Origin of the sequence: Streptomyces mutabilis (assembly GCF_046628145.1) — a bacterium.
Lineage (GTDB): Bacteria > Actinomycetota > Actinomycetes > Streptomycetales > Streptomycetaceae > Streptomyces > Streptomyces mutabilis.
Window position 1 is genome coordinate 6,280,426 of the sequence record NZ_CP176874.1, and the last position, 12,015, is coordinate 6,292,440.

The window sequence follows — 12,015 nt, forward strand, 5'->3', positions numbered from 1 at the left end:
CCTGCTGCCCGGGTACGGCCCGAGGAGCGCCGTCCCGCCGTCCGGAGGCGCCCCGCGGTTCGCCGTGCGAGTTCGTCGCAATGTCCGGACAATGTGACCGACGTCTGCTCCCCGGCGCCGGAGGCTCGTTCGCCATGTCGGACAATGGGGCGTTTGTGGTTTCCGGAACCCGGTCGCGGTTCCCGCGGAACCCGGCACGCACAGCACGGCACAGCAAGAAGGGCACGGCCTCGTGGCACGGTTTCGGACATGGGTGGGCATCGCGCTGGCAGGGGCACTGTCGCTGTCCCTGGCCGGCTGCAGCAGCACGGGCGGCAAGCGCGCCGAGGACGCCCGCAAGGCCGCGTCGGCCCAGGGGAAGGCGGCGGTGAACACGCCCCGCTGGACCTTCGCGATGATCACGCACTCGGGTGACGGCGACACCTTCTGGGACATCGTCCAGAGCGGCGCCGAGCAGGCCGCGGTGAAGGACAACATCAACTTCCTGTACTCCCACGACGACGAGGCGCAGCAGCAGGCGCAGCTCGTGAACGCGGCCATCGACAAGAAGGTCGACGGCATCATCGTCACCCTCGCCAAGCCGACCGCGATGAAGTCCGCCCTGGACCGCGCACGGAAGGCGGGCATCCCGGTGATCACCGTGAACTCCGGTTCCGCGGAGTCCAAGGACTTCGGCGCCCTCACCCACGTCGGCCAGGACGAGACCATCGCCGGCGAGGCGGTCGGCGAGGAGCTGAACGAGCGCGGTCGCGAGAAGGCGATCTGCGTCCTGCACGAGCAGGGCAACGTCGGCCACGAGCAGCGCTGCGACGGCGTCGAGAAGACCTTCGACGGCAAGGTCCAGCGGCTCTACGTCAACGGCACCAGCATGCCCGACGTGCAGTCCGCCATCGAGGCCAAGCTCCAGACCGACAAGGCCGTCGACGCCGTCGTCACCCTCGGCGCGCCCTACGCCGACACCGCGGTGAAGGCCAAGCAGGGCGCGGGCAGCAAGGCCGAGATCGACACCTTCGACCTCAACGCCAAGGTGGCCGCCGGACTGGAGGACGGCTCTCTCGGCTTCGCCGTCGACCAGCAGCCCTACCTCCAGGGCTACGAAGCGGTCGACCTGCTGTGGCTGTACAAGTACAACGCCGACGTCCTCGGCGGCGGCCGGCCGGTACTCACCGGCCCGCAGATCATCACCAAGGACGACGCCGCCGAGCTGGCCGACTACACCAAGCGGGGCACCCGATGAGCGCCACGCAGGCGACGGACGCAGACGAAAGGATTCTGCAGACCTCTCCGCTGCGGAAACTCCTGGGCCGCCCCGAGCTGGGCTCCGTGGTCGGCGCGATCGCGGTCTTCGTCTTCTTCGCCTTCTTCGCCGACAGCTTCCTGCGCGCCACGAGCCTCAGCACGGTGCTCTACGCCGCATCGACGATCGGCATCATGGCCGTCCCGGTGGCGCTGCTGATGATCGGCGGCGAGTTCGACCTGTCCGCCGGCGTCCTGGTCACCTCGTCGGCCCTGGTGTCGTCGATGTTCAGCTACCAGATGACCGCCAACGTCTGGGTCGGCGTCGGCGTGTCCCTGCTGGTCACCGTGGCGATCGGCGCCTTCAACGGCTTCATGCTCACCCGCACCAAGCTGCCCAGCTTCATCATCACGCTGGGCACCTTCCTCATGCTGACCGGCATGAACCTGGGCTTCACCAAGCTCATCGGCGGCACCGTCTCCACCAAGACGATCGCCGACATGGAGGGCTTCGACTCCGCCCGCGAGGTCTTCGCCTCCACGATCACCGTCGGCGGCGTCGGCTTCAAGGTCACCATCCTGTGGTGGCTCGCCCTGGTCGCCGTCGCCAGCTGGATCCTGCTGCGCACCCGCGCCGGCAACTGGATCTTCGCGGTCGGCGGCAACAAGGACGCCGCCCGCGCGGTGGGCGTACCGGTCGCCAAGACCAAGATCGGCCTCTACATGGGCGTCGGTCTCGGCGCCTGGATCTCGGGCCAGCACCTGCTCTTCTCGTACGACGTCGTCCAGTCCGGCGAGGGCGTCGGCAACGAGCTGATCTACATCATCGCGGCCGTCATCGGCGGCTGCCTGATCACCGGCGGCTACGGCAGCGCGGTCGGCTCGGCGGTCGGCGCGTTCATCTTCGGCATGACCAGCAAGGGCATCGTCTTCGCCGAGTGGAACCCCGACTGGTTCAAGTTCTTCCTCGGAGCGATGCTGCTCCTCGCGACCCTGCTCAACGCCTGGGTCCGCAAGCGCGCGGAGGCCACCAAGTGACCGGGACGAAAGCACGCACGGCGCTCGTCGAGCTGTCCGGCGTCAGCAAGAACTACGGCAACGTCCGCGCCCTCGAAGGCGTCTCCCTGGAGGTCCACGCGGGCGAGATCACCTGCGTGCTGGGCGACAACGGGGCCGGCAAGTCGACCCTCATCAAGATCATCGCAGGGCTGCACCAGCACGACGGCGGCACCCTGAGCCTCGACGGGGAGGAGACCCGCCTCTCCTCCCCGCGCGAGGCCCTGGACCGCGGCATCGCCACCGTCTACCAGGACCTGGCCGTCGTCCCCCTCATGCCGGTCTGGCGCAACTTCTTCCTGGGCTCCGAGCCGCGCAAGGGCATCGCGCCCTTCAAGCGCATGGACGTCGACCACATGCGCCGCACCACCCACGCGGAACTCCTGCGCATGGGCATCGACCTGCGCGACGTCGACCAGCCCATCGGCACCCTCTCCGGCGGCGAGCGCCAGTGCGTGGCGATCGCCCGCGCGGTGCACTTCGGCGCGAAGGTCCTGGTCCTCGACGAGCCGACGGCGGCGCTGGGCGTGAAGCAGTCGGGCGTGGTCCTGAAGTACGTGGCGGCGGCACGCGACCAGGGCCTGGGTGTTGTTCTCATCACCCACAACCCCCACCACGCGTACATGGTGGGGGACAGGTTCGTGCTGCTGAAGCGGGGCACGATGGTGGGCAACCACGAGCGCGAGGACATCACCCTGGACGAGCTGACGACGCAGATGGCCGGCGGCAACGAGCTGGACGATCTACGCCATGAGCTGCAACGGTCCCAGGAACCCGGGACGGTGTCACGTGCGGCTCCGCCGCGCGGGCGCGAGTGACCACGACGCACCCGCACCCGGCGATGAACCGAGCCCTCCGCCCCCTGTCGCATTCGGCACCCGGCACGGCCGTGCGGCACAATCGCACCCGATGAGCACCTACCGCGACTTCACCGCCCCCATCGGCTCCCGCCGCGCCCCGGTCCTGCGCACCGTGGGCACCAGGGAACGCCGCTCGCACCTGACGGCGCCCCGCGTGCCCACGGTCGGCATCGACATCGGCGGCACGAAGGTCATGGCGGGCGTCGTGGACGCCGACGGCAACATCCTGGAGAAGCTCCGTACGGAGACCCCGGACAAGTCCAAGAGCCCCAAGGTCGTCGAGGACACCATCGTCGAACTGGTCCTGGACCTGTCCGACCGGCACGACGTGCACGCCGTCGGCATCGGCGCGGCCGGCTGGGTCGACGCCGACCGCAACCGCGTCCTGTTCGCCCCCCACCTGTCCTGGCGCAACGAACCGCTGCGCGACCGCATCGCCGGCCGCCTCGCCGTCCCCGTCCTGGTGGACAACGACGCCAACACCGCCGCCTGGGCCGAGTGGCGCTTCGGCGCCGGGCGCGGCGAGGACCACCTCGTCATGATCACGCTCGGCACCGGCATCGGCGGCGCCATCCTCGAGGACGGCCAGGTCAAGCGGGGCAAGTACGGGGTCGCCGGCGAGTTCGGCCACATGCAGGTCGTGCCCGGCGGCCACCGCTGCCCGTGCGGCAACCGCGGCTGCTGGGAGCAGTACAGCTCCGGCAACGCCCTGGTCAGGGAGGCCCGCGAGCTGGCCGCCGCCGACTCGCCGGTGGCGTACGGGATCATCGAGCACGTCAAGGGCAGCATCGGCGACATCACCGGCCCGATGATCACCGAGCTGGCCCGCGACGGCGACGCCATGTGCGTCGAGCTGCTCCAGGACATCGGCCAGTGGCTCGGCGTCGGCATCGCGAACCTCGCCGCGGCCCTCGACCCGTCCTGCTTCGTGATCGGCGGCGGGGTCAGCGCCGCCGACGACCTGCTGATCGGGCCCGCCCGGGACGCCTTCAAGCGCCAGCTCACCGGCCGCGGCTACCGCCCCGAGGCCCGCATCGTCCGCGCCCAGCTCGGACCCGAGGCCGGCATGGTGGGCGCCGCCGACCTGGCCCGCCTGGTCGCCCGCCGCTTCCGCCGCGCCAAACGGCGCCGGGTGGAGCGGTACGAGCGCTACGAGCGGTACGCGGAGGCCCGCCGCACGTCCCGGGAGTCACTGTGACGGAATCGCTGCCCCACCAGGCAGGGCCCCCGGACGAACCCCGGCCCCCGGCGGAGGACCGCCGGCACATGATCCGCCGCCGGTCGCTCACCCTGCTCATCATCGTGCTGCTCATCGGCATCCCGGCCGGCTACCTCGTGATCTCCGCCAACCAGAGCCGCGACAGCGGCAGGAAGAAGGAGGCGAAGTACGCGGCGACCGGCATGACCCGGGGCTGGCCGTCCAAGCTCCAGCGCCGCATCTACGAGGTACCCGTCCCGCTCCCGGCGAACAAGATGGCGTACTACGAGACCAACAACTGGAAGACCAGCCGTCTCTACGTCCAGTTCGAGACGAGCGAAGCCGGTCTCGACGCCTTCCTGGCCGGACTCGGCGTCGACCGGGACGAGCTGAAGAAGGACGAGATGGCCATCAGCGACCGTGCCCAGCGCGTCACCGGCTGGGACTTCGGCCGCTCCGGCCCGTGGTGGGGCCTGGTCAACGAGCAGCGGAACCCGGCGCCCACCCAGGACATCATGGTGAACATGAAGAATCCGGACTGGCCGATGGTCTACGTCGTCTCCCGCACGGTGCCCTGACCGAAACCCGCGCGTCCGGGCCCCGGCAGGCCGCCGGAGCCGATTGTCAGACCCCGCCCGTAGAGTCGAAGACATCTGATCCGGCGGACGGGCGGGAGGTGACAGGACGTATGAGCGACGTGGCCGTGACGGGCAGGCCGGTCGCCGGGCGAGCCGAGGGACCCGGGCGGACCGGGCGGGCGGAGGACGCCGTTCCGTTCGTCCCCGTCCGGCTCGCCGCCGTCTTCCTGCCCGCACCGCTTCCGCGTGACGGGCGGATCGCGTTCTGGGACACCGGGGACGGGTCCGACATCGAGGCCTTCGCGCGGTACGGGGCCGGGTCCGCCGCCGACGGGGACCCCGGGCACGGTGCGCCGCCGTCCGCCCGGGTCACGGAGCTCACCGTCGTCCGGCGGCACGGCGCCGGGGCACGACGCAGGACGACGCCCGCGCTGTCGCTCCCACTCACCGAGGCCCTGCCCCTGCTGGTGCGGGCCCGGCACGACCCGGCCGCCCACCCGGCCACCACCTGCTGGGGCGCCGCCGCCCTGCACGCCCTGCGGCTCACCGCGCGAGGCCGGTTGCTGCCCGGCCTGACGCCGACCGGGCACGACGCCTGGCGGGCCGGCCCGCTGGACCCCGACGACATCGCGCACCTGCGGGCGGTGGCCGCCGCACTGCCCCCGGAAGGACACGCGGTCCCGCTGGACGGCCCCGGCCCGATCCGGCTGCCCGAGCCGGAAGCGCTGATCCGCGCCTTCCTGGACGCGGTCGCCGACACCCTGCCGCGCACCCCGGCGGCGCCCCACGCCTGCGGCCGCCCCTTCGCCGACCGCGGAGCCCACCGCCTGCCGGGCGCCCACGACTGGGCCGCCGAGGTCGCCGCCGGCATGGACGCGGGCGTGCGGATCTCCCTCCGACTCGACCTGTCGGCGTTCGACCTCTTCGACGGGGACACCGAGGGCAACGGCGGCGCGCGCAGTGCCGGGGCGGCGGTCGTGCAGGTGCACAACCTCGCCGACCCCACCCTCGTGGCCGACGCCGCGGACCTGTGGTCGGGAGCGGCGGACGCGGCGTTCGGTCCCCGGGCGCGTGTGGACGCGGCCCTGGCGGTGCGGCGGGCCGCGCGGGTCTGGCCGCCGCTGGACCGGCTCATCGAGCAGGACGTGCCCGACGTCCTCAGCCTGTCCGAGGAGGAGGTCACCGACCTGCTGGGCGTGGCGGCCGGCCGGCTCTCCGCCGCCGGGGTCGCCGTGCACTGGCCCCGCGACCTGGCCCAGGACCTCACCGCCACCGCGGTGGTCCGGCCGGCGCCCGGCTCGGCGACGGACGGCACCGGCTTCTTCGAGAGCGAGGACCTCCTCCAGTTCCGCTGGCAGCTGGCCATCGGCGGCGACCCGCTCACCGAGGCCGAGATGGACACCCTCGCGGAGGCCCACCGCCCGGTCGTGAGGCTGCGCGACCGCTGGGTCCTGGTCGACCCGGCCCTCGTCCGCCGGGCCCGGGGGCGCGACCTCGGCCTGCTCGACCCGGTCGACGCGCTGTCCGTGGCCCTGACCGGCAGCGCGGAGGCCGACGGCGAGACGGTCGAGGTCGTACCGGTCGGCGCGCTGGCCGCCCTCCGCGACCGGCTCACGGCCGGGGTACGTCCCGCGGAGCCGCCGCCCGGCCTGCACGCCACCCTCCGTGACTACCAGCTGCGCGGCCTGGCCTGGCTGCACCTCATGACGTCCCTCGGCCTCGGCGGCTGCCTCGCCGACGACATGGGCCTCGGCAAGACGGTCACCGTCATCGCCCTGCACCTCAAGCGGGCCCACACCGCGCCGACGCTGGTGGTCTGCCCGGCCTCCCTGCTGGGCAACTGGCAGCGGGAGATCACCCGCTTCGCGCCCGGCGTGCCCGTCCGCCGCTTCCACGGACCCGACCGCGCCCTGGACGACGTGACCGGCGGTTTCGTCCTCACCACGTACGGCACCATGCGGTCCGCGGCGGCGGCCCTGGCCGAGCGGCACTGGGGCATGGTCGTCGCGGACGAGGCGCAGCACGTCAAGAACCCTTACTCCGCCACGGCCAAGGCCCTGCGCACGATCCCCACGCCCGCCCGCGTGGCGCTGACCGGCACCCCGGTGGAGAACAACCTCTCCGAGCTGTGGGCGCTCCTCGACTGGACGACCCCCGGCCTCCTCGGCCCCCTGAAGTCCTTCCGCGCCCGGCACGCCCGCGCGGTGGAGAACGGCGAGGACGAGGAGGCGGTGGAGCGTCTCGCCCGTCTGATCCGACCTTTCCTGCTGCGCCGCAGGAAGTCCGACCCGGGCATCGTCCCGGAGCTGCCGCCGAAGACCGAGACGGACCATCCCGTCCCGCTCACCCGCGAACAGGCCGCGCTGTACGAGGCGGTGGTGCGCGAGTCGATGGCCGCCATCGAAGCGGCCGAGGGCATGGGGCGCCGGGGTCTGGTACTCAAACTCCTGACCTCGCTCAAGCAGATCTGCGACCACCCCGCGCTGTTCCTGAAGGAGGAACACGCGCCGGGCACCTCCGACCACCACCGGCTGACCGCTCGCTCCGGCAAACTCGCCCTCCTGGACGAGCTGCTGGACACCGTGCTCGCGGAGGACGGCTCGGTACTGGTCTTCACCCAGTACGTGGGCATGGCCCGTCTGATCACCTCTCACCTGCTCGCCCGCGCGGTCCCCGTCGACCTGCTGCACGGCGGTACGCCGGTTCCGGAGCGCGAGCGGATGGTGGACCGCTTCCAGAGCGGGGAGACGCCCGTCCTCGTCCTGTCCCTGAAGGCCGCCGGTACCGGTCTCAACCTCACCCGCGCGGGCCACGTCGTGCACTTCGACCGCTGGTGGAACCCGGCGGTCGAGGAGCAGGCCACCGACCGTGCCTACCGCATCGGCCAGACCCAGCCGGTCCAGGTCCACCGGCTCATCACCGAGGGCACGGTCGAGGACCGCATCGCCGACATGCTCCGGTCCAAGCGGGCGCTGGCCGAGGCGGTCCTCGGCTCCGGCGAGTCGGCACTGACCGAACTGACGGCCCGTGAACTGTCCGACCTGGTGTCCCTGCGGAGGCCGTCATGACCCCCCGTCCCGCCGACGAGGCCCGCCGCGCACTGCGCGCGGCGCGCGAGCGCGGTGAGGAAACCCAGGCCACGGCCGCCCAGACGGCCTCCGAAACGACCGGCGAAACGGCCTCAGAAACGACCGGCGAAACGGCCTGCGAAACGGCCTCCGAAACGACCGCCCACACGGGCACGGACGCGGCTGCCGACGCCGGCCCCGACGCCGGCGAGGAGGCGACGGCAGGGCGGCAGGACAGGACTCCCGACGCCCAGCCCCGACCCCACGTCCGGAGCCGGGCCGTGGGAAGCGGGGAGCGCACCTGGCCGCGCCCCGGTGACGTCGCACGCGAGGCACTGCGCAACGCCCGCACCGCGGGCGGGGCCACGGGGCGGCCGGACGCGGCCCCGGACAGCCTGCCGGACCCGCCCGGCAACCGGGGAACGGAAGCGGGCCGGCCGGAAGAGGAGAACCGGCCCGCTCGGCCGTCCACCGCAGGTGCGGCGGCCGCCACCACCCCGGCGGACCGTTCCGGCCGCACGGCGGAAGGCCGGCCCGGGGACGTGGCACGCGAGGCGTTGCGGGCGGCTCGCCGACAGCCGAGGCCGGAGCCGGCGGCCAAGGGGACGGCGACGTCACGACGGCCGGCCCGTGCTCCGCAGCGGACCGGCGGTTCGCGCACCGCCGACGCCCGCGCCCGTGCCGTACGGGAATTCGCCGCGGGCGCCTTCCGGTTGCCTCCGGAGGCGGACACGGTGGAGACGGACACCGTGGAGGCGGACACCGCGGGGGAGGGCCCCTCCCGAGGGGAGACAGCGGCCCGAGCGGAGCCCTCGCTCACCGGGGAGCCCGCCGACGGGTCCGCGGAGGGCCCCGCGAAGGCGCCGGCTCCCTCGGCCGCCGCGCCGACCCCGCCCCCCTCGGCGTACGCCCCGTCGCCACGACGGCGCCCGTCGGCACCGGCCCCGGAACGCGCCCCGACGGTGCCGGACGGCTCCGCGCGACGGCCCACGCGCCCGGCTCCGCACCGGGAGGCGCACGGAGACGCCCTCTCCTCGCCGCCCTCCGAGCCGGCCGCGCGGCCCCGCGCGCCCCGCTCCATGGCCGCCCCGGACCGGGACGGCGAGCTGCGCCGCACCTTCCCCGCCCTGCCGCCCCGTTCGTCGGCGGAGGACGGCTTCGCCGCGACCTGGTGGGGCAACGCCTGGGTGACCGCTCTGGAGGAGGGCGCCCTGGACACCGCGCGGCTCGCCCGGGGGCGCGGGTACGCCGAGCGGGGCAACGTCGACGCGATCACCGTCACCCCCGGCCTGGTCCTCGCGTACGTGCAAGGCAGCCGTCCCCGTCCGTACCGGGTCCAGGTGCGGCTGCGCACGCTCGACGACACCGACTGGGAGCGGTTCCTGGACGCCGCCGTCGAGCGGCCCGGGCACATCGCCGCCCTGCTCGACAAGGAGCTGCCGCACTCCCTGGCCGACTGCGGCGTCCCCCTGCTTCCCGGCCCCGGCGATCTCGCTCCGCAGTGCAGTTGCCCCGACTCCGGGCATCCCTGCAAGCACGCCGCGGCGCTCTGCTACCAGACGGCACGCCTGCTCGACGCCGACCCCTTCGTCCTGCTCCTGCTGCGCGGCCGGGGCGAACGCACCCTGCTCGACGACCTGTCCCGGAGGAACGCGGCCCGCTCCGCACGCGCAGCCCAGGACCGAGGGCCGGCGCCGCTGCCCGGCGTCCGCGCCACCGATGTCCTGGCGGCGCGCACGCCGCCACCGCTCCCGGCGCCGCTGCCTGCGCCCCCGCACCCCGAACAGCCCCCGGCCTACCCCGCGGCCCCGGGCGGTCCGGACCCCTTCGCGCTGGACCAGCTGGCCACCGACGCCGCCGCCCGCGCCCACGCCCTGCTCACCACGGGCCGCGACCCGGTCGGCGGGCTGACGCTGTGGCAGGACGCGGTCCGTCTCGCCGCGGCCCGCCCCGGCTCCGGCCTCACCGCCGGCACCCGGGCGCTGTACGCGTCCCTCGCCGGGGCCGCCGGCCGGGACACGGCGGAGCTGGCCCGCGCCGTGGCCGCCTGGCGCCAGGGTGGACCCGACGGCCTGGACGTCCTGGAGCAGGCCTGGGACCCCCCGGCCGGCCGCTTCGACCGCGCCCGACCCCTGCTGCTCGCCGCCGACCTCCCCGCCTTCCGCCCCTGGCGCAACCGCCTCACCCACCCCCAGGGCCACGTCCAGCTCCGGCTCGGCCGCACCGGACTCTGGTACGCCTACGAGTCCGAGCCGGGCCGCGACGACTGGTGGCCGCGCGGCACCCCCGACCTCGACCCGGTAGGCGCGCTGACCGGCCTGGGCGGGTCCGACGACCTTTGACATGCTGCCCGTGGCTCGACCGACGAGGCGAGAGGTACCTCTCGAGCAGGTTGCCGGACGCGTTCGACGCCCGCGTTCCCTCCGAGTGACGGCGTCCTGGACCTGTACGACACCGGTGGCCCTGGCGGAAATCCTCCAGGGCGTCGAGGCCCTCCCGGTCAGCCCACGGCAGCGATCGAGCGGCCCGCCCAGTCCGGAGCCGGTTCGGTCAGCTCCGTGAAGCGGTGCCGGATCGCGTCCGGGAACTCGGCGGCGCGGCCCGCCTGCCGGTCGACGTGGACCGCGAGCAGCTCCGTGGTCGCCACCGGGGCCGCGTCGGGCGGCGGCTCCGAATCCGGTCCGGAGACCACGTACATCTCGTGCGCGAAGCGTGCCTTGCGCGCCGCCGCTCCCAGCACGCGCGTGCGGACGGCCACACGGGCGCCCTCGGGCACGTCCCGGAGGAAGCGGAGGTGGGACTCGACCGTGTAGAGGGAGCAGCCCGTGGACTCCCGGTAGCCGGAGTCCAGGCCCGTCTCGATCATCAGCGCGTCCGTGGCGTGACCGAAGACGAGGACGTAGAAGGCCTCGCTCATGTGGCCGTTGTAGTCGATCCACTCCGGACGGACCCTGCTGTGGAACAGAGGGAGCCTCGTCATCGGGAGTCCTCCCCGCGGCCCAGGCGGCCGGTGGCGCGCAGCACTTCGATGACGCCCCGGTCGCGTTCGGCCACGAGGTCCGCGATGGAGCGGCCGTCCGCCGCCTCGTCGCAGCCCGCCACCACGGCGTCGTACAACTCCTTGTCCAGTTCCGGCGCTTCCAGGCGCGTCCACGGTGACTTCAGGGACGGGCCGAAGTGGTCGAGCATGTGCGCCATGCCGCCCTCGCCGCCCGCGAGCGCGAACGTCAGCATCGGCCCCATCACCGCCCAGCGCAGCCCGGGGCCCTCGGTGATCGACAGGTCGATGTCCCGGACCGTCGCCTCGCCGTTCGCGACCATGTGCAGCGCCTCGCGCCACAGGGCCTCCTGGAGGCGGTTCGCGATGAAGCCCGGTACCTCGTCCTGCATCGTGATGACGGACTTGCCCGCGACCTCGTAGAAGCGGGAGGCCCAGGCGACCGCCGTCGCGTCGGTGCGCTCGCCCCCGACGACCTCGACGAGCGGGATGAGATAGGGCGGGTTGAACGGGTGGCCGACGACCAGGCGCGACGGGTCCGCGGCCGCCGTCTGCATGTCGGTCATCGGATAGCCGGAGGTGGAGGAGGCGATGACGACGCCGGGTGGTGTCGCCGCGTCCAGGCGGGCCAGCAGATCGCGCTTGAGGTCGAGCTTCTCGGGCGCGCTCTCCTGGACGAACTCGGCGTCGGCCACCGCTTGTTCGAGCGTGTCGGTGACCGTGAGCCGGTCGGTGGAGGCGCCCTCGGCGAGGCCGAGCGAGGTGAGCGCCGGCCACGCCGCGTCGACCAGGCGGCGCAGTTTCCGTCCCGCGTCGGGCGCCGGGTCCCAGGCGGTCACGTCGTAGCCGCGGGCCAGGAAGTGGGCGACCCAGCCGCCGCCGATGACTCCGGCGCCGACGCAGGCGACGCGGCGGACGTTCTCCGGGGAGGTGGTCTCCGGTGACGCCGCCTCGGGTGCCGCCGGTTCGTGCGAGCCCGTCTCGGGTGAGGCCATGAGTGCTGCTCCTTCGTCGTCGCGGC

At 73.6% G+C, this 12,015-nt stretch carries 9 protein-coding genes; 7 read left to right on the forward strand and 2 right to left on the reverse strand.

Translation table 11 applies throughout. The annotated features are described in order from the left end of the window. Positions 1 to 232: 232 nt before the first annotated feature. The 7 genes from ACLIN4_RS28310 to ACLIN4_RS28340 all read left to right on the forward strand — a co-directional run bounded on the left by ACLIN4_RS28310 (position 233) and on the right by ACLIN4_RS28340 (position 10,338). Positions 233 to 1,237: a sugar ABC transporter substrate-binding protein gene (locus ACLIN4_RS28310; RefSeq protein WP_100044435.1), complete on the forward strand. Its 1,005-nt coding sequence runs from the start codon at positions 233 to 235 to the stop codon at positions 1,235 to 1,237. Next, the gene (locus tag ACLIN4_RS28315) at positions 1,234 to 2,274 is read left to right on the forward strand and encodes an ABC transporter permease (RefSeq protein ID WP_107478102.1); all 1,041 of its coding nucleotides are present in this window, start codon (positions 1,234 to 1,236) and stop codon (positions 2,272 to 2,274) included. Before ACLIN4_RS28310 ends, ACLIN4_RS28315 begins: the two co-directional genes overlap by 4 nt. Then, a complete protein-coding gene (locus ACLIN4_RS28320; protein WP_107478103.1) occupies positions 2,271 to 3,110 on the forward strand; it encodes an ATP-binding cassette domain-containing protein in 840 nt (279 codons plus the stop codon). The genes ACLIN4_RS28315 and ACLIN4_RS28320 overlap by 4 nt, the downstream gene beginning before the upstream one ends. A gap of 91 nt (positions 3,111 to 3,201) precedes the next feature. Continuing rightward, entirely contained in the window at positions 3,202 to 4,350 is a 1,149-nt protein-coding gene (locus ACLIN4_RS28325) for an ROK family glucokinase (RefSeq protein ID WP_100044432.1), read from the forward strand. Then, positions 4,347 to 4,928 carry a sugar kinase gene (locus tag ACLIN4_RS28330; RefSeq protein WP_107478104.1) on the forward strand — a complete coding sequence of 194 codons (582 nt, stop codon included), beginning with the start codon at positions 4,347 to 4,349 and terminating at the stop codon, positions 4,926 to 4,928. Before ACLIN4_RS28325 ends, ACLIN4_RS28330 begins: the two co-directional genes overlap by 4 nt. A gap of 110 nt (positions 4,929 to 5,038) precedes the next feature. Beyond that, the gene (locus ACLIN4_RS28335; protein ID WP_411576366.1) at positions 5,039 to 7,996 is read left to right on the forward strand and encodes a DEAD/DEAH box helicase; all 2,958 of its coding nucleotides are present in this window, start codon (positions 5,039 to 5,041) and stop codon (positions 7,994 to 7,996) included. Then, positions 7,993 to 10,338: an SWIM zinc finger family protein gene (locus ACLIN4_RS28340; protein ID WP_411576367.1), complete on the forward strand. Its 2,346-nt coding sequence runs from the start codon at positions 7,993 to 7,995 to the stop codon at positions 10,336 to 10,338. Before ACLIN4_RS28335 ends, ACLIN4_RS28340 begins: the two co-directional genes overlap by 4 nt. A 158-nt stretch (positions 10,339 to 10,496) precedes the next feature. Here the strand turns inward: ACLIN4_RS28340 and ACLIN4_RS28345 are convergent, their stop codons facing one another. Both ACLIN4_RS28345 and ACLIN4_RS28350 read right to left on the reverse strand, forming a co-directional pair. Beyond that, entirely contained in the window at positions 10,497 to 10,976 is a 480-nt protein-coding gene (locus tag ACLIN4_RS28345) for a thioesterase family protein (protein ID WP_290014466.1), read from the reverse strand. Continuing rightward, the gene (locus ACLIN4_RS28350) at positions 10,973 to 11,989 is read right to left on the reverse strand and encodes a 3-hydroxyacyl-CoA dehydrogenase NAD-binding domain-containing protein (protein WP_107478107.1); all 1,017 of its coding nucleotides are present in this window, start codon (positions 11,987 to 11,989) and stop codon (positions 10,973 to 10,975) included. Before ACLIN4_RS28350 ends, ACLIN4_RS28345 begins: the two co-directional genes overlap by 4 nt. Positions 11,990 to 12,015: the final 26 nt, after the last annotated feature.